26 protein-coding genes are annotated in these 25,414 nt (G+C 42.2%); 17 read left to right on the top strand and 9 right to left on the bottom strand.

Annotated elements, in window-relative coordinates:
- Positions 1 to 5: 5 nt before the first annotated feature.
- Entirely contained in the window at positions 6 to 2,306 is a 2,301-nt protein-coding gene (locus MKZ05_RS13560) for a helix-turn-helix domain-containing protein (RefSeq protein WP_339160365.1), read from the bottom strand.
- Between the two features lie 231 nt (positions 2,307 to 2,537).
- On the opposite strand from MKZ05_RS13560, the gene MKZ05_RS13555 reads away from it, so the two are divergent.
- The 7 genes from MKZ05_RS13555 (at position 2,538) to MKZ05_RS13525 (ending at position 7,820) form a co-directional block, all read left to right on the top strand.
- Entirely contained in the window at positions 2,538 to 3,503 is a 966-nt protein-coding gene (locus tag MKZ05_RS13555) for a sugar ABC transporter permease (protein ID WP_003217645.1), read from the top strand.
- 18 nt (positions 3,504 to 3,521) lie between these two features.
- On the top strand, positions 3,522 to 4,634 hold the full coding sequence (locus MKZ05_RS13550; RefSeq protein ID WP_339160363.1) for a glycoside hydrolase family 105 protein: 1,113 nt from the start codon (positions 3,522 to 3,524) through the stop codon (positions 4,632 to 4,634).
- Complete coding sequence (locus MKZ05_RS13545; protein ID WP_339160362.1) at positions 4,631 to 5,155, top strand: lipoprotein YteS; 525 nt, start codon at positions 4,631 to 4,633, stop codon at positions 5,153 to 5,155. Before MKZ05_RS13550 ends, MKZ05_RS13545 begins: the two co-directional genes overlap by 4 nt.
- A gap of 17 nt (positions 5,156 to 5,172) precedes the next feature.
- Entirely contained in the window at positions 5,173 to 6,465 is a 1,293-nt protein-coding gene (locus MKZ05_RS13540) for a Gfo/Idh/MocA family oxidoreductase (protein ID WP_339160360.1), read from the top strand.
- A gap of 21 nt (positions 6,466 to 6,486) precedes the next feature.
- Positions 6,487 to 7,170: a YesL family protein gene (locus tag MKZ05_RS13535; protein ID WP_050943535.1), complete on the top strand. Its 684-nt coding sequence runs from the start codon at positions 6,487 to 6,489 to the stop codon at positions 7,168 to 7,170.
- Positions 7,171 to 7,224: 54 nt separating this feature from the next.
- Entirely contained in the window at positions 7,225 to 7,536 is a 312-nt protein-coding gene (locus tag MKZ05_RS13530) for a rhodanese-like domain-containing protein (protein ID WP_003217560.1), read from the top strand.
- A 101-nt stretch (positions 7,537 to 7,637) separates the two neighbouring features.
- Entirely contained in the window at positions 7,638 to 7,820 is a 183-nt protein-coding gene (locus tag MKZ05_RS13525) for a sporulation protein Cse60 (RefSeq protein WP_003217582.1), read from the top strand.
- A 29-nt stretch (positions 7,821 to 7,849) separates the two neighbouring features.
- Here the strand turns inward: MKZ05_RS13525 and MKZ05_RS13520 are convergent, their stop codons facing one another.
- From MKZ05_RS13520 to MKZ05_RS13505, 4 genes are all read right to left on the bottom strand, one after another.
- Positions 7,850 to 8,374, bottom strand: coding sequence for a CbrC family protein (locus MKZ05_RS13520; protein ID WP_137055375.1), 525 nt, complete (start codon positions 8,372 to 8,374; stop codon positions 7,850 to 7,852).
- A 325-nt stretch (positions 8,375 to 8,699) separates the two neighbouring features.
- Entirely contained in the window at positions 8,700 to 10,232 is a 1,533-nt protein-coding gene (locus MKZ05_RS13515) for a BCCT family transporter (protein ID WP_003217541.1), read from the bottom strand.
- A gap of 139 nt (positions 10,233 to 10,371) precedes the next feature.
- Entirely contained in the window at positions 10,372 to 10,569 is a 198-nt protein-coding gene (locus MKZ05_RS13510) for a hypothetical protein (RefSeq protein WP_050943538.1), read from the bottom strand.
- On the bottom strand, positions 10,566 to 11,837 hold the full coding sequence (locus MKZ05_RS13505) for an NAD(P)/FAD-dependent oxidoreductase (protein ID WP_050943539.1): 1,272 nt from the start codon (positions 11,835 to 11,837) through the stop codon (positions 10,566 to 10,568). Before MKZ05_RS13505 ends, MKZ05_RS13510 begins: the two co-directional genes overlap by 4 nt.
- A gap of 175 nt (positions 11,838 to 12,012) precedes the next feature.
- On the opposite strand from MKZ05_RS13505, the gene MKZ05_RS13500 reads away from it, so the two are divergent.
- Complete coding sequence (locus tag MKZ05_RS13500; protein ID WP_003217649.1) at positions 12,013 to 13,635, top strand: polysaccharide biosynthesis protein; 1,623 nt, start codon at positions 12,013 to 12,015, stop codon at positions 13,633 to 13,635.
- 16 nt (positions 13,636 to 13,651) lie between these two features.
- Entirely contained in the window at positions 13,652 to 14,368 is a 717-nt protein-coding gene (locus MKZ05_RS13495; RefSeq protein ID WP_339160357.1) for a pseudouridine synthase, read from the top strand.
- Positions 14,369 to 14,437: 69 nt separating this feature from the next.
- Here MKZ05_RS13495 and MKZ05_RS13490 read toward each other — a convergent pair whose 3' ends face one another.
- Together MKZ05_RS13490 and MKZ05_RS13485 are read right to left on the bottom strand one after the other, a co-directional pair.
- A complete protein-coding gene (locus tag MKZ05_RS13490) occupies positions 14,438 to 14,659 on the bottom strand; it encodes a DeoR family transcriptional regulator (RefSeq protein WP_008356419.1) in 222 nt (73 codons plus the stop codon).
- 371 nt (positions 14,660 to 15,030) lie between these two features.
- Positions 15,031 to 16,329 (bottom strand): NCS2 family permease, encoded by a 1,299-nt coding sequence (locus tag MKZ05_RS13485; protein WP_339160356.1) that lies wholly within the window; start codon positions 16,327 to 16,329, stop codon positions 15,031 to 15,033.
- A gap of 94 nt (positions 16,330 to 16,423) precedes the next feature.
- Between MKZ05_RS13485 and pepV the strand changes: the two genes are divergently transcribed.
- Entirely contained in the window at positions 16,424 to 17,824 is a 1,401-nt protein-coding gene (gene pepV, locus MKZ05_RS13480) for a dipeptidase PepV (protein ID WP_339160354.1), read from the top strand.
- 22 nt (positions 17,825 to 17,846) lie between these two features.
- The gene (locus MKZ05_RS13475; RefSeq protein WP_137055369.1) at positions 17,847 to 18,473 is read left to right on the top strand and encodes a Type 1 glutamine amidotransferase-like domain-containing protein; all 627 of its coding nucleotides are present in this window, start codon (positions 17,847 to 17,849) and stop codon (positions 18,471 to 18,473) included.
- A 217-nt stretch (positions 18,474 to 18,690) separates the two neighbouring features.
- On the opposite strand, the gene cysK is transcribed toward MKZ05_RS13475, so the two are convergent.
- Entirely contained in the window at positions 18,691 to 19,623 is a 933-nt protein-coding gene (gene cysK / locus MKZ05_RS13470; RefSeq protein ID WP_339160352.1) for a cysteine synthase A, read from the bottom strand.
- 91 nt (positions 19,624 to 19,714) lie between these two features.
- Between cysK and thpR the strand changes: the two genes are divergently transcribed.
- The 4 genes from thpR to MKZ05_RS13450 all read left to right on the top strand — a co-directional run bounded on the left by thpR (position 19,715) and on the right by MKZ05_RS13450 (position 23,291).
- A complete protein-coding gene (gene thpR, locus MKZ05_RS13465; RefSeq protein ID WP_003217661.1) occupies positions 19,715 to 20,266 on the top strand; it encodes an RNA 2',3'-cyclic phosphodiesterase in 552 nt (183 codons plus the stop codon).
- Between the two features lie 25 nt (positions 20,267 to 20,291).
- Complete coding sequence (locus tag MKZ05_RS13460; RefSeq protein ID WP_106033037.1) at positions 20,292 to 21,227, top strand: hypothetical protein; 936 nt, start codon at positions 20,292 to 20,294, stop codon at positions 21,225 to 21,227.
- A 48-nt stretch (positions 21,228 to 21,275) separates the two neighbouring features.
- Positions 21,276 to 22,205, top strand: a complete 930-nt coding sequence (locus MKZ05_RS13455; RefSeq protein ID WP_284906085.1) for a YegS/Rv2252/BmrU family lipid kinase — start codon at positions 21,276 to 21,278, stop codon at positions 22,203 to 22,205.
- 285 nt (positions 22,206 to 22,490) lie between these two features.
- Positions 22,491 to 23,291: a phosphotransferase family protein gene (locus MKZ05_RS13450; protein WP_170966030.1), complete on the top strand. Its 801-nt coding sequence runs from the start codon at positions 22,491 to 22,493 to the stop codon at positions 23,289 to 23,291.
- Here the strand turns inward: MKZ05_RS13450 and MKZ05_RS13445 are convergent.
- Positions 23,288 to 23,563, bottom strand: coding sequence for a YtzH-like family protein (locus MKZ05_RS13445; protein WP_126740821.1), 276 nt, complete (start codon positions 23,561 to 23,563; stop codon positions 23,288 to 23,290). The genes MKZ05_RS13450 and MKZ05_RS13445 overlap by 4 nt on opposite strands.
- A gap of 188 nt (positions 23,564 to 23,751) precedes the next feature.
- Here MKZ05_RS13445 and trmB point away from each other — a divergent pair, with 188 nt between their 5' ends.
- A complete protein-coding gene (gene trmB / locus MKZ05_RS13440) occupies positions 23,752 to 24,393 on the top strand; it encodes a tRNA (guanosine(46)-N7)-methyltransferase TrmB (protein WP_050943547.1) in 642 nt (213 codons plus the stop codon).
- 115 nt (positions 24,394 to 24,508) lie between these two features.
- Entirely contained in the window at positions 24,509 to 25,357 is an 849-nt protein-coding gene (locus MKZ05_RS13435) for an MBL fold metallo-hydrolase (RefSeq protein ID WP_339160349.1), read from the top strand.
- The last annotated feature ends 57 nt before the right edge of the window (positions 25,358 to 25,414 follow it).

Here is a 25,414-nt window from a genome sequence, read left to right as displayed (position 1 = left end):
TTGTCTTATATGCCTTTTTTCTGGTCGCGGTATTTGCCAGGGGTCGTGCCTTCTAGTTTTTTGAAGGAACGGATGAAGTTTTGCGGGTTTTTATATTTCAGTTTTTCCGAAATTTCTTTGACGGACATATCGGTCTCCACGAGCCAGTTTTTGGCGACATGGTGTCTGTAGGATGAGAGATATTCACTAAAGGAGATATCCATTTCCTTTCTAAAGATACTGCTTAAATAATTTGGGTTGTAATGCAGGCGTGTGGCGATTTCATCCAATGTGAGATCTGAGTCGAATTCTTGATGAATGATATGGATGATCTTTTCTGAGATGTTTTTGTATTGTGATTCCTCGCGTGCACCTAGCTGGTCAATTATCGGCCGAATGATCTCATGTTTCAGCCATGCTTCGGTATCTTCAAACGTTTTAAATTCAAAAATCGTATCATACAGCATTTTATTGTCTTCGACCTCAAATAATTCAATGCCAAGCAAATGCATCAGCTCAATCAAATTGTTTAAAAAACGGGCGAGGGCGATATGGTACTCGTGCGGTCCTGCATTTTTAGAGAAAATGGATTGCAGGAGCACATGTAAATAGTGATCTGCCTTGCCTTGATCACCTGCTTTCATCGCATCAAATAAATCATGTTGAAGCTGCTTTGGAAAATGAGTTTTAAACGTTTTTCCTTGCTGGATATGTTCATATAAGATAATGGACTTTTTCTCTGCTTTGAGTCTGTATTTTAAGGCCTCTTTTCCTTCAATGTAAGCCTGTTTTGCCATCGTGAGCTCCTGAAACTGACGGCTGATTCCGATGCTGATCGATAAACCAAGCTCTTCCTCGATACGCAGCTGAGTCGTTTCCGCTAATTGGTTTAAATATTCAGTAAACTCTTCATCTGACTTTGAGTGATTTAGGATAATCGTCGTTTGATGCTGATTGACAACTGTTGGCTGCAGATGCTCCTCTTGCGGAATAATCTGCTCAATAAGTCCATTGATCGCAAATAAAAGTAAGTCAGCATCCTTTTTTTCATAAGGTGTTCCTTTTAGCGTATCAATTTGGGTCACAAGCATGGATAAGTGAGACCAGTCCTGAGGGAATCCTAAACTTTGGAACCGGTTGTTAATTTCTTCTTCTGTCAGCTTTCCAAGCAATAGCCGCACCATAAAGTATTGCTGGAGGTGCGTGACTTGCTGCTCAATACGTTCCTCTAAATCATTGTTTTGATCCTTCATTTGTTTAATACTCGACTCAATCAACTCAAATTCATTTTGAAAAGGCTGCTTTTGCAAAAAGGATTCATTGCGTGCAAAGGACTCGTATAACAAGCGGATTGGTTTATAAAAATGCCTGGACCCAAACCATGAAAATAGCAATGAAAGCGCTAACAAAATAAAGCAGATAATAAAGGTGATCCACCCAATTGATTTCGTTTGTGCCTTGAGTTCTGGTATGGAAACAAAGGATAGGTACGTCCATTCGTTATAGTCTGATTTTTGAAACGTAATTTGATAGTTTAGTTCCTCGATCTTCATGTTAAATTGACCTGATCGTTTTTCACGCGATAGGACATGCTTGACGAACTCTTGATTTTTCAAGGATTCACCAATTTGTTCTTTGCGGTTATGTAACAGCACTTTTCCGTTAGTATCAATGACAAACATACTGTCAGATTGAGAGAAGTCAGGCATATTGTCAGCAATCGTGCAGCTGGGAATGCTGGCGACAGCGATCCCTTTTTTCTGGACACTGTTCATAGGGAGTTGTTTGATTAAGTTCACATTGTATTTGCAAAAGGAGGCCTTTCCTTCCTTTGTCGCAACAAGTGCATTATTCTCTTCAAGTGCCCAGCTGGAATGACTCGGAATATTGAGGTAAGAGGTGAGCGCTTTCTCTTGGTCCCTGCTTGTGACATGATAAAGCCCCGAATTGTTCATGTACCAGTCTTCCATTTTACTGACGAGCGTAATATTGGAAAGATCGGTGTCAAAGGTTTGCAGGTAGTTCAGTTCCTGCTGTACTTGATTATAAAGCTGGAATTGGTCTGGATTTAAAGGTTCTGCCAGTGTTTGAAGGAGAGGCGGCGAACTGACATAGTGAGTGAGAGAGTGATCAACTGTCTTTAAAATATGCTCAATATTGGATTGCGTTTGTTTAACGCTGTCCAGCTTTTCATTTGAGATATTTTCGAGTGCTGTTTTTTGTGAATGCTGATAAGAAAAAATACCGACAATGATGACAGGAATCGTACTAAGCATGAAAAAAAACGTGACGAGCTTGTAATAAAATTTATATTGCCTTCTTTTCATAAAACCCCCCATTTCAAACGGAACAATCTTTTCCTCTTTATTTATTAATCCAAAAATTTGGTAGGTTTGTCAATAATCATTTTCTGAGATTAGGATCATTTTCTCATGTTTTATGTAACGTTTTGAGTAGCTTCCCCTAAGTAAATATGATCTGATGATATGATTGTAGACGGATTTTTCATCCTTAAGATACAGTTAACACATGCATCAGCATGAGGGGAGGCTTTATCTATGAAAACAGAGGATGTCACTGCCAAGGGTGTGCCTGCGGCAGCTTTGAAAAAAGAAAGAAGAAAGCGCTTACTTAATCAAATGCTTAGTCAAAAGTTTTTGTATGTCATGATTTTGCCAGGGCTCATTTATTTTCTTGTCTTTAAATATGTGCCGATGTGGGGGCTGATCATTGCCTTTCAAGATTACCAGCCGTTTCTCGGTATTCTCGGCAGTGAGTGGGTTGGCTTCAAACACTTTATTCGATTGTTTACAGAACCAACATTTTTCATCTTATTAAAAAATACACTGATTTTATTTGCCATGAATGTCGTGATTTTCTTTCCAATTCCGATCTTATTGGCCCTGCTTTTAAACGAGGTCAGATTGGCATTGTTTAAGAAATTTGTGCAGACGATGATATACATTCCTCACTTCATGTCATGGGTGATTGTCGTGTCCTTATCCTTTGTTTTGTTAACAGTAGATGGTGGGTTAATCAATGAATTAATTGCTTTCTTTGGAGGGGAAAAGATTAACTTCCTTCTTAGTCAGGAATGGTTCAGGCCGATGTACATTTTACAAGTAATCTGGCGGGAAGCAGGCTGGTCGACGATCATTTACCTTGCGGCGATTACAGCGGTAGATCCGCAGCTATATGAAGCAGCGAAAATGGATGGAGCCGGCAGACTGAGACAAATGTGGCACATTACGCTCCCTGCCATTAAAAGTGTGATTGTCGTTCTGCTTATTTTAAAAATTGGTGACACATTAGAGCTTGGCTTTGAGCATGTCTATTTATTACTCAATGCAACGAACCGGGAAGTAGCAGAAATCTTTGATACGTACGTTTATACAGCTGGTCTTAAGCAAGGGCAATTCAGCTATAGTACCGCTGTTGGTCTATTTAAAGCAGCCGTTGGACTCATTTTGGTTATGCTGGCGAACCGTTTAGCGAAGAAATTTGGGGAAGAAGGTATTTACTAAAAAGGGAGATGAAAAAGAATGACATTATCGACTAAAAAGGGATCACCACTTGAGCATGCAGAGAAATTAGCACAAACAATTATGAAAGCGCATACACCAATCGAGCTACCTCCAGCTGGAAGATGGCATTATCATCAAGGCGTTTTTCTTTGCGGTGTGATGAAGCTATATGAGTCAACGGGGAACGAGACGTATTTCAATTATGTGAAAAGCTACGCAGATTCGCTCATTGATGAGTATGGAAACCTGTTATTTCGAAGAGATGAGCTTGATGCGATCCAAGCTGGGCTCATTTTATTCCCTCTTTATGAACGAACAGGAGAGAAGCGGTATGTGCTGGCAGCGGAGAAGCTCCGCGGGCTTTATCGCACATTGAATCGCACATCTGAGGGCGGATTTTGGCATAAAGACAATTATGCTTATCAAATGTGGCTGGATGGTCTCTACATGGGCGGACCTTTTGCCTTAAAGTTTGCAAAGCTGAAAGATGAAGAGGAACTGGTGGATATGGTGATCCAGCAAGAGCATCTCATGAGAAAGCATACAAAAGATGAAAAAACAGGTCTGTATTATCACGCGTGGGACGAACGAAAAGTGATGCCATGGGCTGATCAAAAGACAGGCTGTTCTCCCGAGTTTTGGGCAAGGTCATTTGGCTGGTATGTCCTTGCATTAGCAGATATGATCGAGGATCTGCCAGAGCAGCATGAAGGGCGAAAGATGTGGAAGGAAACGCTGACAGACATGCTGGAGAGTGTAGCTAGGTACCAGGATCAAGACACAGGTCTCTGGCATCAAATCATTGATAAAGGTACTCATAGCGACAATTGGCTTGAAAGCTCTGGATCGTGTTTATTCATGTACGCCATGGCAAAAGCCATGAACGAAGGGTATGTCAGCCCCCGCTACACAGATCATGTGGTGAAAGCTTACCAAGGCTTAATTCAGCATAAGACGGCTGTGACAGAAAACGGTGATCTTACCATCAATGATATATGTATCGGAACATCCGCTGGATTTTATGATTACTACGTCGGTAGAGAAAGAAGCACAAATGATTTACACGGGGCAGGCGCTTTTATTATGGCGTTAACTGAGCTAGAGAAGCTGCCTGTTTTTCAAAAGGCATGAAGAGGCAAAAAAGGGCTACAGCATGGCTCCTCAGCTTTATCGCTGCCTTTTGTTTGTCAGCCTGTCATGGGAAAACAAACGGTATCGATGTTCTGATTTTTTCTGACATGTCAAAGGGGATGAAGGATCAATTAGTCGAGAAGGCTTTTCAAACGGAACAAGAAACGTATAGCGTCCACATCTTCCCGGCGATTCCCGAAAAGCTTCTTGTTGAAATTACCGCCAAAGAGGGGGACATCATGCTTGTCCCGGAAGAAATGTTTCGAACATATGATGATCCTGAAAGCTTTCAGCTGCTTGAAGAGATGGGTATTGATGATCAAGCGGCAGGGCCATATACGATCGAGGATCAAAGGACAGGTGAAACGGTTGATTATGCGGTTCAAGTTAGTAAAGGCACGAAGAAGCTAAACGGCTATACCTTTCGATTACATCGAGATATGGTCGCTTTTATTCCCGTGTATGCAGACAAGTCTAAAGAGGCGCTGTCTCTCATGAAACAGCTTCGTGAAAATCGATAGAAATAGGGGTGGGGACTGTGAAACGGGTCGTAATTTGCGGACTCAGTCAGCGTGCGTTCAATATGTTTATTAAACCGCTCACAGAGGATTTCAATGAGCATTACAGGATTACAGGGCTTTTAGATATAGATCATCATCGGTATACACTTTGTCAGGAGCGTTTTCCATCACTGCGGGGCGTCTCGTTTTTTCATGAAGAGGCATTTGATCAAATGGTGAAGGAAGCAAAGCCAGATATCGTCATTGTGGCAGGCAGGGATGACACACATGTCACCTATATTTTGCAAGCACTTGACTATGACCTCGATGTCATCACTGAAAAGCCGATGGTCACAACAGCAAAAGACGCCAAAAAAGTAATGGAAAAAGAAAAGGAAAGTAAAGGAAAGGTCACAGTCACTTTCAATTATCGCTACAATCCATTTCATCGAAAGATCAAAGAACTCATTTTAGAAGGAAAGATTGGAAGGGTCACATCTGTTGAACTGAGCTGGCTCATTGATACGTATCATGGCGCTAGTTATTTCAAAAGGTGGAACCGAACGCGGCAATTCTCTGGCGGACTATCCATTCATAAATCGACGCATCATTTTGATTTGGTCAATTGGTGGATCAATCAAAAGCCGAAGCAAGTATTTGCCTATGGGGCGCTGAACTATTACGGAGATAAAAGTCCTTGGAATCCTTTGCAGGGGGAAGAAAACAGGTATTGCGGAACATGTCATGTGAAGGATACATGTCATTATGAAGCAAGGTGGAATCCGAGGGTAGTGCGCTCAAATGTCGAGGACGATCATATCGAATCCGGTCAGGAGCAAACGCAGCAATACACCAATTATCGCCCAGACGCCTGTATTTTTGATGAGGAAATTGACATTGAGGATACATATGTGGCATCAGTGGCATATGACCAAGGGGCTCTCTTCAGCTATTCGATTCAATTCTCAGCTCCATATGAAGGATATCGGCTTGCTATAAATGGGACGAAGGGGCGTATTGAAACAAATGAGTTTCATGTGCCATCCAGAATTCCTTTTCAATTCCCAGAACAGACGATTTCTTATTATCCGATGTTTGGGGCAAAAGAGACGATTGAAGTCGTGAAGCAGCCAGGAGGACATGGCGGCGGAGATCCTCTGCTTTTGGCCGATTTATTTATCGGGAAAGATCCTTTAATTCACTATGACATATCAGCAGGGGCAGAGGCTGGTGCTTATTCAATTGCACTTGGGGAAGGCATGTGGCGGTCTGTTGCAGAGAAGCGCCCAATTGACATAGAAGAGTTGCTTCAGAAAGAGACGGTGTCATAAAAAAGAGAGGAGGGGAAAGAGATGGATCATGATGGTTCAATGAGCAGAATGCTTCGAATGTGTGAGTGGGTGATGCGACTCGCCTATACAAATTTGCTATGGTTGCTGTTCACCATGCTGGGACTTGGGATCTTTGGATTGATGCCTGCGACCACTGCGTTATTTTCGGTGATGAGAAAGTGGATACAAGGGCATGAGCAAGTGAGCGTTTTCCGGACTTTTTGGAAGGTGTACCGTGAGGAGTTTGTACGCTCTAACTTGATTGGATTGGCGCTATTGATCATAGGAACGATTATATATGTAGACCTTGCGTATATTTATCCAACGAGCTGGTTTTTGCATGTGCTTCGTTTTGCCATTTATATCTTTGGATTTCTCTTTGTTGTGAGCTTGTTTTATATTTTTCCGCTGCTGGCTCATTATGATTGGAAAAAACGTCTCTATCTGAAATTCTCTCTTTTGCTTGGTATCTCATATTTGCAATATACACTCTGTATGCTCGTTTTCTCGGCTCTGCTGTTTGTTCTCTTTGCTTATTTGCCGGGAATCGTGCCGTTCTTTAGTGTGAGTATACTCGCCTATGGTCATATGTGGCTCGCCTATCAAGTATTCAAAAAAGTAGAGTTTGAAAGTGAGCAGCAGACAGCCGAAGTAAAGAAACGCCTGCCGTCTTTCCTGCAATCGAAGCGGGTGAATACACAGTAATGGGGTTCATTTGCTATAATGGTGTCACTGTGATTAAAAGGAGAGATGAGCGTCGTGTCAGTAAAAGAAATCTCAATAGAAGAATTAAAACAAAAGCTAGAGCAAGAAGAAGCCATTCAGCTTGTTGATGTGCGTGAGGACGAGGAAGTAGCAGAAGGAATGATTCCAGAAGCTGTCCACATCCGAATGGGAGATATCCCTGAGAAACTGGATGCATTCGATCAAACGCAGGAGTATTATATTATTTGCCGCTCTGGTAAACGTAGTGAAAATGTCTGCTATTTCCTAGAAGACCAAGGCTATCAAGCGACCAATGTCGTTGGCGGAATGCTTGCTTGGACAGGAGAAACAAAACCGAAGCTGTAAACAGAAGTCCTTTCATCTCATAGATGAAAGGCTTTTTTTGTTCATATGTCCGCCCTCATGTGCATAAAGATAGAGTAGCGAGAGAAGGGAGAGTGGCATATGTGCTAAAGGTAGCTGTATTTGATGAAGAGCACGAAAAAGATTTGCAGAGCGAAATCAATCTTTTTTTAAAAGGAATGGATGACGACCAAATCATTGACATCAAGTACAATGTAGCAGTGATCTGTGAGCAAGGAGGAGAACAGCTCTACTGTTTTTCTGCCCTCATTTTATATAAAAAATAGGACCTATTTGAAGGGTCCTTTTACTTTGTTTAACTAGCGTCAATATATAAACGATGCTTGTTGCAGTGAACACATTGAAAGAGATAGCCTTGCAGATCTCCGCCGTTGACGAGCCATTGTTTTAGGTTTTCTTTCGTTAATCCCCCGCCGCTGCAAATGTCTTCGATATCTTCTGTGAGCTCTTCCTCTAAATGTTCTATCTCTTTCCAACCGACATACTGGACGATCGCGCAAAAATCTCCGCAATGGCTTAACCAATATTCCTGCTGCCAGCCGCGATAACCTGGCGTTCTAAAGATCAGTTCATCTATATATTCCTCTTGCTCAACGTCATCACAACTTGCATCGTCTTGAAAGGTGCCATCGTATTTTTTAGCGGCTGAACCATCTTTAATGCACCAAGGGCAAATTCCTTTCACATCTTCAACAGAATAAAATGGACCATGATACACATATTCTCTTTCTCTTTCACAAACAGGACATGTCGTAGGCTCTTTTTTGATCACGTTTAACGAAACTGGATCTGGGTTGTACTTGAATGTAGGCAGCGTCATATAAACCTCCATTGTAGAAATGATTTCATTATTATTTTACAGGAATCCTCCTGCTTGCAACAATCTTAAATTGTCTATATAGAAAAAAGCCGTTCTTATGAGGAACGGCTTTCAGCGTGTAGACAAACCCTCGCATTCGGTGTCAGTCCTGCGCGTCGGTACTCACGAATGTTAAATTCGCTCCGTTCCGGTGCTCGTCCTTCCTAGACTGCAAAGGTTTTCTATCACGCTGAAAAGAAGACAAAGGGCTAAAATAAACATCATTTTAGCCCTTTGTCAACAATCTGAAAGCCGTTCTTATGAGGAACGGCTTTTTCGCTTGAGATTATGCTTTTTTTACTCTTGGACTTCGTGGTTTACTGACTTTATTGGCTTGCTTGATGGCTCTTCGTTCATCATTCAATGACTTGTACAGTGAGACAATCATCAAAATAATGACAACGGAGAACGGCAAGGCTGCGAGCTTGGCTGTATTTTGCAGGGCTTCAAGTCCCCCTGAAAATAAAAGTACGGCAGCAACAGAAGATTGGATGATACCCCAGCTAACTTTGACACTGCCAGAAGGGTTCAATGATCCATAGGTTGTCTGCATTCCAAGCACAAATGTAGCTGAATCAGCCGATGTAATAAAGAATATAGCGATTAAAATAAGTGCTAGAATCGATGTGATCATCGCCAGCGGATATTCATTTAGTACACCGAAGAGCATTGTTTCTGTTGATAGACCCGCAACATCGACAATATTCTTTTGCTGTAAATCCATCGCAGATACACCGAAAATCGAGAACCATAGAAATACTAGGATAGAAGGAGCCACTAAGACACCTACTAAAAATTCTCGAATCGTTCGTCCGCGTGACACCCTTGCGATAAAGATTCCGACAAATGGTGCCCAAGAAATCCACCATGCCCAATAAAAGATTGTCCATCCATTAATCCATTCTCTCTTCTCAGGATCATTTGGAGATAGACGGAAGCTCATTTGAACGATGTTGGATAAGTATTGCCCAATTGAGTCAGTAAATGAATTTAAGATAAAAACAGTTGGACCTACCAAAAGTAAGAAAAACATCAGAACAGCTGCTAATACCATGTTGATATTACTTAAATATTTAATGCCTTTTCCAATCCCGCTTAGAGCAGATGCAAGGAAAAGCACCGTCACAATCATGATAATGATCAATTGTGTGCTAAAAGCATTCGGAATGTGAAACAGGTAATTCAATCCACCGTTTATTTGTGCCGCGCCTAATCCTAGGCTTGTCGCAACACCAACTACAGTTGCAAATACCGCAATACAATCGATGGTTTTTCCGATCCATCCATTCGTTTTATTTCCTAAAACCGGCTGCAACGTTGCACTGATTAAGCCAGGTGCATCTTTTCTAAATTTAAAGTAAGCAATACAAAGTGCAACAATGGCATAAATAGCCCATGCATGAAGCCCCCAATGGAAAAAAGTATATCGAAGGGAATCTCGGAATGCCTGCGCCGTTTCAGTATCACCCGTTGGTGACTGGATGGCATAGTGGCTGATCGGTTCAGCTGCTCCGTAAAAAACAAGACCAATTCCCATACCGGCACTAAATAGCATCGCAAACCAAGAAAATAAGCCGAATTCAGGCTCTTCCCCAGGTTTTCCTAGCGTAATCTTACCGATTGGGCTAAAAATAAAGAATAGACAAAAGCCGACGAGTAGTGACACCACTAACAAGTAATACCAGCCAAAGTCATTTGTAATGTATGTTTGAATTTGATCTGTGACATTTTGCAGTGTTTCTGGAGAAAAAGCTCCCCATATGACGGCAACAAATGTGATCGCAATCACAATCCAAAATACACTTGATACGTTTTTCACACCATCTCACTCTCCTGTTGTTCTACACGTTTAAGCAGAGGATTTACTTAATATCCCCTAACTCAACTAATTTCAAACAAAAAGAGGCGAGCTTCTCACTCGACCTCTACTTTACCGTAACATGTTTTGCTTCCATTAATCAACTATCGATATGTGAAGATGATTTTTCTTCAATACGTTTACGAAGACGATAAACGTATTCTTTTAAACAAACAGCGAAGATGGTAAATGCCAACACAATGGCAACTTTTAATGGGGTAATGGACAGCTTTAAGAAAACAGCGGCTGTCAAACTAATCACAACTGCTAGGATAATCGGAAGTGCACGTCTTATCATGAAAATCTCTCCTTTGCTTCGAGTGCAGCATTCATACCAGCAAGCCTGCCAGTCACAAGTGCTGACGTGATATTGTATCCGCCTGTATAACCATGAATGTCTAGAATTTCTCCGCAGAAATAAAGACCGGGCATTTTTTTAGACGCCATTTTCTTCGGTTCAATTTCTTTCACAGAAACGCCACCTCCTGTGACAAACGCTTTGTCCAAAGAGAGTGTACCATTGGCATGAACGATAAAATGTTTGCAATCATGGGCGAATGCGCGCAGTTTGTCCTTAGCAAGACCAGAAAAAGTGTCTTGCGGATCTATACCGTTCCTCTCTAACAAAAACAATAAATAGCGTTCTTGCATCCAAGACTTTAGGACATTTTTAATGGCTTTTTTTGGTTCATCTTTTAGGTCTCGATGAAGCTTTTGGAAAAGCTCTTCGTCATTAAGCTTCGGATATAAGTCTATTTGCAGACGGACGACCTGCTGCTTTTTCAATTCTTTCACCACAAATCCGCTGCATCTAAGAACAGCTGGGCCGGATAAGCCAAAGTGTGTAAAGATCATATCCATGACATGTGTGACGACAGGTTTTCCCTTTTTATTTAAAACGCTGACAGCCACACTTCTTAAAGAAAGCCCTTGGAGCACTTTTTCTTTTATAAAACGTTCATCTGATGTGACCGGTACTTCTGTTGGGAAGAGCTCTGTAATCGTATGACCAGCGGCTTCTGCCCATGCGTAGCCGTCACCAGTAGAACCAGTATGCGGCACACTTTTTCCGCCAACAGCAATCACAACGGATTTACTTGAAATTTTTTCATCATTATTTGTAACAATTCCGGCTGCTTGTCCGTCTTGATACAGAACTGTTTTAATCTTCTCATTCGTTCGAATGGTCACATTGAGGTTACGGAGCCTGTCTAAAAGGGCATCCACAACAGATTGTGCTTTGTTTGAGACAGGGAACATACGTCCATGGTCTTCTTCTTTAAGTTCAATGCCGAGGTTTTCAAAAAACGAAATAATATCCTCGTTATTGAACTCAGAAAATGCACTATATAAAAAACGGCCGTTTCCGGGAATATGCTTGATGATTTCTTCTACTGGAAGGCGATTGGTGACGTTACAGCGTCCACCGCCAGAAATGGCGAGCTTTCTGCCAAGCTTGGTTCCTTTGTCAATTAACAGAACAGTTGCACCGTGCTCTGCTGATGCAATAGCGGCCATCAGTCCAGAAGGTCCACCGCCAATGACAATGACATCATAATGTTTCATGTTACATTCCTCTTTCTACTTTCAGTCATTTATCTATTATAACGAAAATTGGGGAAGGCTGAAATATGAATTGATTGGTTTTGTGCCTTCTGTATTGGATTTGTTACCTGTGCGTCGAAATGATGTGGTAAAATAGTTGAGTTGAATATTCATTAGAAAAATGGTGGTTAAGCGCATGTCTAATAAACTGCTTCGTGGTACGTTGGTTTTAACGATAGGGACTTATCTCTCTCGTATTCTTGGTATGATTTATTTAATTCCATTTAGCGCAATGGTTGGAGCTACTGGTGGAGCGCTATTTCAATATGGATACAATCAGTATACGATCTTTTTAAGTATTGCTACGCTTGGTTTTCCAACAGCGGTATCAAAATTTGTTTCTAAATATAATGCAATTGGCGATTATGAGACAACAAGAAAAATGTTCAGGGCGGGTATGTCGGTCATGCTTGTCACCGGGATTATCGCTTTTTCTCTTTTATATTTGAGTGCACCAATTTTCGCCAAAATTCAGCTTGGCGGATCAAATGAAACAGGCGGTTTGACCGTCGACCAAGTGGTATATGTGATTCGGATGGTCAGTTTAGGTCTTTTGGTTGTACCAATTATGAGTCTCGTGCGAGGGTTCTTCCAAGGACACTCTATGATGGGACCGACAGCTGTTTCCCAAGTCATCGAGCAGCTTGTCAGAATCATCTTCCTATTAACAGCAACGTTTATTATTTTAAAAGTGCTTGACGGCGGTCTTGTCATCGCTGTCGGATATGCTACGTTTGCAGCACTTATCGGCGCATTTGGCGGCTTATTCACGCTTTATTTATATTGGCTGAAGCGCAAGGATCGGCTCTTATCCATGCAACCGAATACAGGTGCTTCCTCTGACTTATCTTATAAGCAAATGTTTACAGAGCTATTTAGCTATGCCGCACCGTATGTGTTTGTTGGACTGGCGATTCCAATTTATTCTTATATAGATACAAACACGATTAACAGAGCCATGATTGCATCAGGCCATCAGGATATTAGTACAGCGGTATTGTCTATTGTGACGTTATATTTACCGAAGCTCGTGATGATTCCTGTGTCCCTTGCAACAGCGTTTGGCTTAACCTTGATTCCAACGATTACGGAATCATTTACAGCTCGTAACTACAAGCTGCTCAATAGACAAATTGATCAGACGATGCAGGTCATATTATTTTTCGTGCTGCCTGCTTCATTTGGTATCTCGGCATTAGCTGGACCGGTTTATTGGTTTTTCTATCCGTCTGTTCATCCTGAGATTGGGATGTCAATTTTGTTCTGGTATGCACCTGTTGCGTTATTGTTTTCTTTATTCACCATTAATGCAGCGATTTTGCAGGGAATTAACAAACAAAAATTTGCCATCGTCAGTCTGTTGTTAGGGATCATCATTAAAACGGTTCTGAACATTCCGCTAATCAGCTGGCTGCAAGGAAATGGTTCTGTGCTTGCGACTGCGTTAGGCTATAGTGCGTCCATCTTGTATATGTTTATCATGATTAAGCGCCATGCCGGCTATTCGTTCCGCAGGATTTTCAAACGATTTATTCTCATTGGTATTTTGACTGCGATTATGGCTGTAGTGGCGTATGCGACATGTCAGCTTGTGAGCCAAGTGATTTCGTATGAAGGTGGAATTATTAACGCGGGTATCGTCATTTTAATTTCAATGATCACTGGCGGCGGTGTGTATCTGTTCTTGTCATATAAGGTAGGATTACTTGAGCGTGTACTCGGCAGCCGTATGCCCAAATTTTTAAGAAAAAAGAGTTAAGAAGAGGTGGAGTTTCATGAGGCTTGATAAATTGCTTGCTAGCAGCGGCTTTGGTTCAAGAAAAGATGTAAAGAAGCTGGTCAAGGCACGGGCAGTCACCGTGAATGGAGAACTGGCGAAGCAGGTGAAAGATCATGTTGATCCATCGAATGATGAAGTGCTCGTACACGGAGAGCGTGTAGAATATAAAGAATTCATTTACTTAATGATGAACAAACCAGATGGTGTCATCTCAGCTACTGAAGATTTGCGGGATGAAACGGTCGTCGGTTTACTTGAGCCGGAGGATATCGCAAGGGAGCCATTTCCTGTTGGGAGACTAGACAAGGATACAGTCGGTCTTCTCCTCCTCACAAATGATGGACAGCTTGCTCATCAATTACTTTCTCCAAAAAAGCATGTGCCAAAAACGTACGAGGTTCATTTGAAATATCCATTAGGAGATCAAGACATCAAGCGTCTTGAAGAGGGTGTTGTCATTTTAGATGATTACCGCACGAAGCCGGCAAAGGTTGAAGTAGATGCGAATGAAAGTGAAGATACACGCATCCGTTTAACAATTACTGAAGGAAAGTACCATCAAGTGAAGCTGATGGCGCAAGCAGTGGGAAATGAAGTCATCTTTTTAAAAAGACGCTCGATGGGGGCTATCTCTTTAGATGAAGATCTAGCGCCAGGGGAGTACCGTGAATTGACGGACGAAGAATTAGACAGCTTAATCAATCGACCATAAATGTAGAACAAAAGAAAAGAACCGGCATGTCGCCGGTTCTTTTTGTTATATGGACAGTTCATTATACGCTTAAGATGATATTTTTACTTTTTTTCTCGTTGTTTCCCATTTGCCTCTGCTTGGACTATGAACAAGATCGTTATAGGCAAGCACGTTTAAGTCTCTTTGAATGGTTCTAGGTGTGATCCCGAATTCATCAACCAGCTCTTGTGTCGTCACAAGACCTTTCTCTTGAATGAACATATAGACTGATTTTATTCGAGTCATCATACGGTTTGTTGAAGGTTTCAAAAAACCACTCCCTATCAATAAGATCGGATGGACTTGACTAACCACAACTTACTACACTAAAACTGCGAAATAAGGACATGCAACAATGGTAAATGTTCGTGTTTCTTAATGTTTTATTCTATTATACACGTTATTATGCATCTAGTTCCACCAAAAAGTCAACTTTACATGTTATTTAACTTGTCTTCATGAATCGAAACATGGTATATACCATGTTTTGAATTCGGTTACAACCCAATGGGCGTAAGGCGTATGGAGAATACTGTCACATTCAAACGTCCAAAAATGAAACACAGAAAATTTACAAAATAAAAAATTCACTCATCTTAAAAAGACACATCCCTTGTTAGAATGTGCCTTTTTTGTTTCTGTTATCCTTCTAAGAAAAAGAGCTGAATGAAAAATAAAATGGCAAAGATGAGAACAAGTACATGTACTTCTCTCCATTTCCCTTTTGCCAGTTTCACAAGTGGATATGAAATAAATCCAAGTGAAATTCCGGTTGAAATACTAGATGTCAGCGGCATGGAAAGGATCACTAGAAAAGCAGGGAATGCTTCGTCTAGCTCGTTCCAGCGAATGCGTGACACGGAGTTCATCATCAAGCACCCGACAATGATGAGAACAGGTGATGTGATGGATGGTAAAGAAGAAATGGCTTGAACGAGCGGACCGAAAAACAATGCCACAATAAACAGTGCAGCGACCGTTAAAGAAGTGAGTCCAGTTCTTCCGCCAGCAGCAACCCCAGATGATGATTCAATATAAGCTGTCGTTGGGCTTGTTCCAAACATAGAACCGATCGTCGTTGCAGCAGAGTCAGCGAGCAGGGCTCTGCGTACCTTTGGCAGCTGCCCATTTTTCATGAGTCCTGCTTGTTCGGCCACTCCGATCATTGTGCCCGTTGTATCAAAAATCGTCACTAGTAAGAAGGAGAAGACGACAGCGTATAAATGATGAGAGAATACATCGCCGAAGGCAGCGAATGGGTTTGTAATCAGCATGCCTTCTGGTAGTGCAGGGATGTCCATCAGCATTTTCGGAAAATGAAGCTGGCCTGTTACGACCGCAATCAGTGTCGTCGCTAACATGCCGATAAACAGAGCGCCATTTACTTGAAGTACCATTAAAATAACAGAGATCATTAAGCCGACAAGCGTTAAAATGACAACAGGCGAGCTTAAGTTGCCAAGCTTCACTAAATTTTCCGGGTCAGCTGCGATAATCCCAGACTGACGGAGGCCGATAAATGCAATAAAAAGCCCGATTCCGGCTGTAATGCCGTATTTTAAATTATCTGGAATGGCTTGAATCAGTTGTTTTCTAAGGGATGTTAACGATAAAATAATAAAGAGTATTCCAGCAACAAATACCGCACTGAACGCTGTTTGATAGCTGATGCCGCCACCACCGACAACTGTAAAGGTGAAATAGACATTCAGCCCCATGCCTGGTGCAATCGCAATCGGATAGTTTGCAAATAGTGCCATCCAGAGTGTACCGATGACAGCAGCGATAATTGTTGCAGTAAAGACTTGGTCAAAAGGAATGCCTGCTTTTGAAAGAATTCCTGGGTTAACGGCAACAATATATACCATAGTAAAGAATGTCGTCATACCAGCGATTAATTCTCTCTTTATGTTGGTTTGGTTTTCTTTTAACTGAAACATAAAATCCTCCATTTACGAACATTATTACAAAACAATTAATATAATATTCGTTTTAAGGGTGGATTGCAACCTTTTTTCAAGGAGGAATGGAAAAATGAATTGGGAAGCTGAAGTCATACGAAAAAAAGACGATTTGATTGAGGACACACAATCTTTTTTACAAATTGAAAGTGTCCTTGATGAAGAAGGTGGAAAAGAAGGAAAGCCATTTGGTGAAAAAGTCGATCAGGCCCTTCAGTATATGCTGAAAAAAGGGGAAGACGAAGGATTCACAGTCAAGAATGTGGATGGCTATGCTGGTCATATTGAATATGGAGAAGGCGAAGACATTGTAGGTGTGCTATGCCATGTGGACGTTGTGCCTGCTGGTGACGGCTGGACAACCCCGCCATTTTCAGCGGACATAAGAGAAAATAAAATATTTGCACGAGGCGCAATTGATGATAAAGGGCCAACCATGGCGGCTTTCTACGCACTGAAGATGTTAAAAGATACAGGGATGAAGCTGTCAAAAAAGATTCGAATGATCATTGGAACAGATGAAGAAAGTGATTGGCGCTGTGTGGACCATTATTTCAAGCACGAGGCGATGCCGCAAATTGGATTTGCACCAGATGCTGATTTTCCGATTATTCATGCTGAAAAAGGGATCATTGATGCCATTGTGTCATTTACATATCAACATACAGAACAACATCAGCGCTATACGCTCAAGCAATTCACATCGGGTATGCGGCTGAATATGGTGCCGGATGAGGCAACTGCCACTGTGACAGCGGCACAAGAACACGATGCTGAATCATTAAAAACAGCTTTTGAAGCTTATCTTGCTGACAATCAATTATCAGGTGAGGTAAAGAATGTAGCGGATGGACTGCATTTCACATTAAAAGGTGAATCAGTTCATGCTATGGAGCCGGCGCATGGCATCAATGCGGGCATTCATATGGCCAATTTCCTATGTGGACAAGAATTAGATGAAGACGGGCTTGCTTTTACCTCCCAAATCAACGCTTTATTTGATCAGGATACACGAGGGAAAAAGCTGGGGATTGCTTGCAAAGATGACATTAGCGGAGATTTGACCTTGAATGTTGGCACGATCCGCTATACACAAAGCGAGGAAGCGAAGCTAGGATTAAATGTCCGCTATCCAGTGACAGCAGACGGCAAGGACGTTAAAAAAGGGATCGAAGGCATCAAAGGGGCTACCCTTCTAAAATTTGATGACAGCCCCCCGCATCACGTCTCAAAAGATCACCCACTTGTCAAAACATTGCAGTGGGTATATGAGGAACAAACGGGAGATCCAGCTCACCTGATTGCCATTGGTGGAGGAACGTATGCGAGATCTTTAGAAGCAGGCGTTGCCTTTGGTCCTCTCTTCCCTGGCAGACCAGATTGCGCACACCAGAAGGATGAATATATCGAAATCGATGATCTACTAAGAGCAACCGCTCTATATGCACAAGCCATGTATGAATTGGCAAAATAGAAAAAGAGAAGAGGGATTCACAGTGAAAAAAATGTTCTTATGCTCTTCATTCAAAGACAGCTATTCTCTCTTATCTGACTTTACGGGTGAATCATTAAAAGGAAAACGTGTGACATTTTTTCCAACAGCAAGTGCTGTGGAAGAAGTCACTCACTATGTGGAGGCAGCGAAAGAAGCCTTTCATCAACTCGGTATGCAGCTAGAAATCGTTCAAATAGCTGAGCAGTCTGCCGAAGAAATCATAAAGATGATAAAACAAAATGATGTGGTGTACGTATCAGGAGGCAACACCTTCTATTTGCTGCAGGAATTGAGAAATCACGGTCTCGATGACGTGCTAAAAGAAGAAATCAATAAAGGCAAGTTGTACATTGGCGAATCCGCAGGGAGTATCATCATGGCGCCAAGCATTGAATATATCTCCGTGATGGATGATCGGCAGAAGGCAACAGAGCTTTCATCTTATCAAGGATTCAATGAGATAAGCTACTGTCCGGTACCGCATATGTACAATACCTATTTAGGCGAGGCTGCGCAGCAAATCATGGAGCAGTATGAGCAGACGCTCGATTTATGCCCGCTTACTGATGAGCAGGCTTTACTCATCACAGGGGAGCAGGCTGAGGTGAAGTCCGACAAATCGTCCTAGCCTTGAAACAGCATGTAGACAAACCCTCGCATTCGGTGTCAGTCCTGCGCGCCGGTACTCACGAATGTCAAATTCGCTCCGTTCCGGTGCTCGCCCTTCCTAGGGCTGCAAAGGTTTTCTAACACGCTGAAAAGAAGATAAAGGGCTAAAATCAAGATCATTTTAGCCCTTTGTCAACAATCTGAAAGGAACAGGGATTCATGACCCTGTTCCTTTTTTAATCTTGAAAAACATCACTTGATAAGTATCGTTCGCCTGTATCTGCTGTCATACAGATCACGATTTGATCTGCCGGCAATTGCTTGGCTGTTTCAATCGCAGCATAGCAGGCTGCACCAGAGGATGGACCAACTAAAATTCCTTCAATACGGGCAAGCTGACGTGTGATATTGTACGCATCTTCATCGCTTACTTGCACGATTTCATCATAGACATGCTCGTTTAAAATTTTGGGAATAAATCCTGGGCTTGTGCCAACAAGTTTATGTTTGCCAGGTGTCCCGCCAGATAAGACTGGAGATCCCTTCGGCTCTGCCACACGTATGGTCAAATGAGGGAAAGCCTTCTTTAATTCCTCTCCAGTGCCTGTAATGGTTCCGCCAGTTCCTGCTGTTGCGACAAAGGCTCCAAGGGGCTTTCCAAGTTGTTTGACAGCTTCCATGATTTCAACAGCCGTTGTGCCTCTATGGGCATCTGGATTCGCTCTATTATCAAATTGCATCGGGATAAAGCTATGAGGAATTTGAGCTGCCAGCTCCTCTGCCTTGCGAATACAGCCTGGCATTTTTTCTTCTCCTGGGGTTAAAACGACCTGCGCCCCGTAAGCCTTCAAAATATTGATTCGTTCCTTTGTCATCGTATCAGGCATCACAAGGATGGCTTGATACCCTCTAGCTGCTGCATTCATAGCTAAACCAATCCCTGTATTCCCACTCGTCGGTTCAATAATGGTCGCTCCTTTTGTAAGCTTCCCTTGCCTTTCAGCCTCGACGATCATATTGTAAGCAGCGCGGTCCTTCACACTGCCGCTAGGATTAAACGATTCCAGCTTTAAATAAACAGCTGCCGCATTGTCTGGCTGAAGCCGCTGTAATTGAACAAGTGGTGTATCGCCAATCAGCTCCGCTATATTTTGTGCAACCTTCATCATGTGACACCCTTTCTTCTCATTCCGCATTTCTTTAGTTATACTATCATCAATGGGGATTCGTAAAGTTTGTTATAAAAGGACAGGTGATATTGTGTCAGAAAACCGTCATTATTTTATCGGGGTTCACATCCCTGAACAACTTGCGCATCAAATCAAAAAAGACATTGATCAAAGAAGCGGACTGTCTTTTCAAAAGTGGACAGCACCACATGATTATCATGTGACCTTGATCTTTTTAGGTGCCATTCCAGATGAGCGCTTAAAGAAGATCATCGAGCTGCTTGAGATCCTCTCAAAGGAAGCCACTGCATTTTCACTAGAGCTGAATGAGGTCGGACAGTTTGGCACGAAGGAACGCCCGAGAGTCTTTTTTGCAAAACCTAATGAAAGTGAACCACTCATGCAATTAAGAGAAAAGGTGAGAGAAGCCGTATTGTCAGCAGGACATCCTGTTGAAAAGAGACCGTTTCATCCGCATATGACGATTGCGCGCAAATGGAACGCGGATCACTCTTTTGCAGAACAAGCGCCTTTACGCAAAGAGCCATACGTGATAGAGGTTTCTTGTATGACTCTATATGAAATACGCCCGAGAGAAACCCCGCGTTATCACGCAATCAAACAATTTGCACTACATAAATGATTCTAAAAGTTGGAGTGAGCAGCAGATGGCGCAAATTATCAAAATTCAAGATTATATATCACGATATGAACAAGACCCGCATCACTACATCAATCAATTTATTCGATTGAAAAAGCAAAGGTGGGACGAGTTAAAAAAAGCTTCAAAAGAGAAGACGCAGCATTCATTTGACCAAATCTCTGAACAAGCGCCTGAACAAGAGGAGGAAAAGAGAAAGAAATTCTCCTTAAAGAGAAAGCAAAAAGAAGCCGATATGAAGAAGGAACGGGACCTGAGTCTTTTTAACGAGCCGACAGATATAGAGCAAGGTGTCTTTACAAACGTTCCTACAGATGAAACGAAGCTCATTCATTTTTTTAAGGATCATCTATATGATGTTCAATTAAAATGGGCGAGCTCGACGATTTCCAACATTTCGACCGTTTCCCATCACATTCGGTATGACGAAAAGCTGCGCATGCTTGCTAGGCAGCTTCCGGATTCATATTTTGTGATGTACAAACCGGTGCTGCTCATTCAAAAAGCAGAGATGGAATTATGTCCAGTCCTCATTACGCCGCTGGAAGTGATTTGTTTATCCTTCTTAGAGGCAGAGCCTGACAGCGTATATATCGGAACGAAGGAACGTTTTTGGGAAAAGCGGGCGAATGGGAAAGCGGTTCAGTCCGTTTTGAATCCTTGCGCAAGCCTTCTACGCTCTGGCACCGTCGTGTCAAAGATCTTACAGCAAAGCGGTGTCCATCTTCCTGTGAAAAAAATCCTGATCAGCCGTACCTCGTATATTGACTTACCGGAAGTTCCATACGGGATGGAGGTTGTCGATAAGAAGAAGGCGGAAGATTGGTTTGAAAAGCAGCGGAAAAATACTGCGCCGACAAAGCATCAGCAATTTAAGGCGACAAAAGCATTGCTTGCTTATGGTGAATCAGACAGCAAAAGAAGGCAGGAATGGCTCGATTAAAGGCATAATGGAAGGTCACGAAAAAAGAGACCTGAGTGGAGCTAATATATGAATGAATGGTACTTTATCGTTAATCCAGCAGCAGGACATGGAAAAGGACTTCGTACATGGAGGAGCATAGAGAAAGAACTACAAAGGGTGGAGATCTCATATCGATCGTTTCTCACCCAGCATGAAGGTCATGCAGAAGTATTGGCAAGACAAATTAGCGCCATGCAAGATGACAGGCTAAAGCGCCTGATTGTCATTGGCGGTGACGGAACCATTCATGAAGTCCTAAATGGCTTAAAGGAAATGGATCATGTGCAGCTAAGCTTTGTCCCCGCCGGTCATTGGAATGATGCGGCGAAGGGCCTTGGCATCCATCGTCAAGATGTCCTAAAAGAAGTGAGAAAGCAAAAAAGAATGCTCACCAAAACATTTTCACTCGGCTCCTTTCAAGATCACGCAGAAAGCGCACAATCCGTTCTCTTTATCAATCATATCGGTGCTGGGTTTGATGCGCATGTGCTAAGGAAAACAGTGCATTTCAGAGGAAAAAAGTGGCTGAAACGACTGGGGCTTGGGTTTATCATCTACCCGCTGTCATTTCTCCATTCTTTATGGTCCTTTAAGCCGTTCGACCTTGCACTGTTTATTGAAAACGAGAAGAAGGTCTTTCGCCAAGTGTGGTTTGTGATTGTTTGTAATCACCCCTATTACGGAGGCGGGCTGGAAGCAGCGCCAGAAGTAAGCGCAAGGCAGCCAGGCTTTCAAACACTCGTTGTCACAGATTTGAATCCATTTAAAGTGCTCTTGTTTCTAAGTGCGATGGTGTTTCGCAAGCACCTTGGAATGAAGGGCGTTACCCTGTTTCAGCACGAAGAAGCGTACTTGGAGGCAGATGGAAAAATCTTATTTCATGCAGATGGAGAAGTGATTGGCGCAACGCCTGTTTTTGTGAAGGCGAGTGAGTACTCCTTAAAATTACGTGCTTAAATCACTTATCGTGAATGTCTTAGTCAAAGAACCATGAAAAAAGCCTTTCTTTTCATAAGGTTCTTGTCCTGATTTTCTAGTTTTGCTTGACGAGTATAAGAAGGTAACGATAAAATCTATAGGACGGCTATTGTTTAGCATCTCATTCTCAATAGCTGTCCTTTTTGTTTTTATGATCATATAAATAAAAAAAGAAACAGCCTATTGACCTTCAATCGGCTGAATTTTGTCGACTAAAAAAGCACGATTTAAAATATTTTAAGAAATGATGGGTTGAAAATTGATATGAACTGGTTGGGACAAATATTAGGTAGCGAATGGCACATCTCTCCTGCTGGAGGCGCTACGGGAGATGCGTACTTCGCAACACACAATGACCAAAAGCTATTTTTAAAACGCAATACGTCACCGTTTCTTGCGGTTTTGTCAGCTGAAGGCATTGTGCCGAAGCTTGTCTGGACAAAACGGATGGAAAATGGGGATGTCATCACTGCGCAGCACTGGCTGAGCGGCAGAGAGCTGAAGCCAAAGGACATGAATGACCGTCCTGTCGCAGAGCAGCTAAGAAAAATTCATACATCGAAAGAATTGCTTGATATGCTGAAACGATTAGAGAAGCACTCTCTAGACCCAGCATCCATTCTGAAGCATTTAAAACAGTCCATATTTAAAGAGCAAATTGATTCGCGCGACGTCACACGTGCTATCCAGTACTTAGAGAAGCATGTGGAGGCAGTTCAATTTGAAGACAAGGTCGTGTGTCATTGTGACCTGAATCATAATAATTGGCTGCTGACAGATGAAAACCAGCTTTACTTGATCGATTGGGATGGGGCGATGATTGCTGACCCAGCCATTGATCTTGGACCACTTTTATACCATTATGTTGAAGAAGAGAACTGGGAAAGCTGGCTCTCAATGTACGGTGCCCCGCTGACAGACAATTTGCGAAAACGCATGGCTTGGTACGTCCTCGCTGAAACCGTATCGTTTGTCGTGTGGCATAAAAGAAAAGGGAATGAAAAAGCGCAGCAAGAAGTGCAAGCGGAGCTGTGCGCACTCTTACAGCGGTTAAATATTCATTAAGACAGAGGAATATTCTCGACCCACTCTGACAAATGCGATTGATGCGCCTCAATATGTGCATCGATTGAACTGACAGAAGTGCCCTTTTGGCTGTAATCATAAATATCAGTTAATAATTGACGAATGTCGGCATCAAGGTCTTCTTTTGCCAGCATGAATTGAATCACGCGTCCCACCTGTTCATATTCTGCAACAGTCCCGCAGCAATCCAACTGGTGATCGGTTAAAATATCTTTGATTAATTGAAGCTGATGTTGACGGTTTAATCCCATACGTATGCTCCTTTTCTGCGTGTCATTTATGTGGTTAAACTGTGCATTCAGCACCCAATTTATACATGCGGCAGACCAGCTCAAGCGAAGGGCTGGTCTTTTTCATATGCGCATAAAGATGCTGTCTTGCGGGTCTTTATGTTTCATGGTATCTTGATAAAATGTAAAGAAAATAGAGGTGTATCAAATTGAGAATGCGACATAAACCATGGGCTGATGATTACTTAGCTGAAAATGCTCATATTGCCTTAGCTAACCCAGAGCAATATAAAGGGAAATGGCATGAGCTGTTTGGAAATGATCATCCAATCCATATTGAAGTTGGCACAGGAAAAGGGAGCTTTATCGCTGGAATGGGCAAGCTTCATCCTGATACCAACTATATTGGCATTGAATTATTTAAAAGTGTCATTGTGACAGCAGTAGATAAAATCAAAGAGACAGATGTTGAAAATGTAAAGCTCTTGAACATTAATGCGGAAACGCTGACAGATGTGTTTGCGGAAAATGAGATTGACCGAGTGTATTTGAATTTCTCTGATCCGTGGCCAAAAGCAAGACATGAAAAGCGCAGATTGACGTTTAAGGCCTTTTTAGAGCGATATGAACATATTCTCCGTCCAGGCGGTGAATTGCATTTCAAAACAGATAACCGCGGGTTATTTGAATATTCCTTAAAGAGCTTTTCTGCATATGGCCTTCTTTTAACGTATGTAAGCTTAGATTTACATAAGGACGGACTAGAAGGAAATGTGATGACGGAATACGAAGAGAAATTCTCGTCTATGGGACAACCTATCTATAGATCAGAAGTGAAATTTTCAGAATAACAAGTGACATCAAGCTGGCTGCAAAAAGAATTGCAGTCAGCTTTTTTCATGAAAAGGTTGATGCATGCGATTTTCAGCTGTATTTGCTACGATAGAAAAAGGAGGGATGACAGCAATGGAGACAATGAACATAGGTGACATGGAACTTTTCTGGTTAAACGGGGGAGATACACACATGGACGGCGGTGCGATGTTTGGTGTGGTGCCAAAGCCATTATGGTCAAAAAAATACCCGGTGAACGATCGCAATCAAATTGAACTGCGGTGTGACCCAATCCTCATACGGTGGAATGGTCTCCATTTTTTAGTGGATTCCGGCATCGGATCAGGGAAGCTGACGGATAAACAAAAACGCAATTACGGCGTAACAGAAGAGACAAAATTGCAAGAGTCACTCGCGGCACTCGGCCTGCAAACAGCAGATATTGATTACGTCTTAATGACGCATCTTCACTTTGATCATGCAAGCGGATTAACAAAACTCGAAGGAGAAAAGCTCGTGTCTGTTTTTCCGCAAGCAAAAATCATCACATCCAAAATCGAATGGGATGAAATGAGGGCGCCTAACATCCGCTCAAGAAATACATATTGGAAAGAAAACTGGGAGCCTATAGCAGATCAAGTGGTGCCATTTGAAGAAAGCATCGAAGTAATAGAAGGCATTGAGCTGCATCATACAGGCGGTCATAGCAATGGCCATAGCATCTTAACGCTCACAAGTCAGGGTGAAACAGCGATTCATTTAGCTGACATTATGCCAACGCACGCTCATAAAAATCCATTATGGGTCTTGGCATATGATGATTACCCAATGACCTCAATTCCAGCTAAGCAAAAATGGCAGGCATTTGCAGAAGAAAAAAATGCGTGGTACTTGTTTTATCATGATGCGATTTACCGCGCTGTTAAGTGGGATGAAGATGGGCAAATCACACATGAAGTCAAAAGAGAAACAGGAAGATAAAAGATCATCTGCATGTTTTTTCGCCTTTCACACAAAATAACGACAAAATGAACTTGT

Origin of the sequence: Bacillus sp. FSL M8-0277 (assembly GCF_037975305.1) — a bacterium.
GTDB lineage: Bacteria > Bacillota > Bacilli > Bacillales > Bacillaceae > Bacillus > Bacillus pumilus.
The sequence above is the reverse complement of the archived record's forward strand: the minus strand, read 5'-3'. Positions and strand labels throughout refer to the sequence as shown.

Bases quoted from the DNA above. Each gene is read 5' to 3' on its own strand.
- MKZ05_RS13520 (WP_137055375.1), bottom strand. From the start codon at position 8,374: ATGACGCTGCCTACATTCAAGTACAACCCAGATCCAGTTTCGTTAAAC.
- MKZ05_RS13445 (WP_126740821.1), bottom strand. From the start codon at position 23,563: ATGGGATTAAACCGTCAACATCAGCTTCAATTAATCAAAGATATTTTA.
- MKZ05_RS13560 (WP_339160365.1), bottom strand. From the start codon at position 2,306: ATGAAAAGAAGGCAATATAAATTTTATTACAAGCTCGTCACGTTTTTT.
- MKZ05_RS13535 (WP_050943535.1), top strand. From the start codon at position 6,487: ATGGATCATGATGGTTCAATGAGCAGAATGCTTCGAATGTGTGAGTGG.
- MKZ05_RS13435 (WP_339160349.1), top strand. From the start codon at position 24,509: ATGGAGACAATGAACATAGGTGACATGGAACTTTTCTGGTTAAACGGG.
- MKZ05_RS13550 (WP_339160363.1), top strand. From the start codon at position 3,522: ATGACATTATCGACTAAAAAGGGATCACCACTTGAGCATGCAGAGAAA.
- MKZ05_RS13460 (WP_106033037.1), top strand. From the start codon at position 20,292: ATGGCGCAAATTATCAAAATTCAAGATTATATATCACGATATGAACAA.
- MKZ05_RS13455 (WP_284906085.1), top strand. From the start codon at position 21,276: ATGAATGAATGGTACTTTATCGTTAATCCAGCAGCAGGACATGGAAAA.
- MKZ05_RS13555 (WP_003217645.1), top strand. From the start codon at position 2,538: ATGAAAACAGAGGATGTCACTGCCAAGGGTGTGCCTGCGGCAGCTTTG.
- cysK (WP_339160352.1), bottom strand. From the start codon at position 19,623: ATGATGAAGGTTGCACAAAATATAGCGGAGCTGATTGGCGATACACCA.
- MKZ05_RS13545 (WP_339160362.1), top strand. From the start codon at position 4,631: ATGAAGAGGCAAAAAAGGGCTACAGCATGGCTCCTCAGCTTTATCGCT.
- MKZ05_RS13495 (WP_339160357.1), top strand. From the start codon at position 13,652: ATGAGGCTTGATAAATTGCTTGCTAGCAGCGGCTTTGGTTCAAGAAAA.
- MKZ05_RS13510 (WP_050943538.1), bottom strand. From the start codon at position 10,569: ATGATAAGACGTGCACTTCCGATTATCCTAGCAGTTGTGATTAGTTTG.
- MKZ05_RS13500 (WP_003217649.1), top strand. From the start codon at position 12,013: ATGTCTAATAAACTGCTTCGTGGTACGTTGGTTTTAACGATAGGGACT.
- MKZ05_RS13505 (WP_050943539.1), bottom strand. From the start codon at position 11,837: ATGAAACATTATGATGTCATTGTCATTGGCGGTGGACCTTCTGGACTG.
- MKZ05_RS13450 (WP_170966030.1), top strand. From the start codon at position 22,491: ATGAACTGGTTGGGACAAATATTAGGTAGCGAATGGCACATCTCTCCT.
- MKZ05_RS13485 (WP_339160356.1), bottom strand. From the start codon at position 16,329: ATGTTTCAGTTAAAAGAAAACCAAACCAACATAAAGAGAGAATTAATC.
- pepV (WP_339160354.1), top strand. From the start codon at position 16,424: ATGAATTGGGAAGCTGAAGTCATACGAAAAAAAGACGATTTGATTGAG.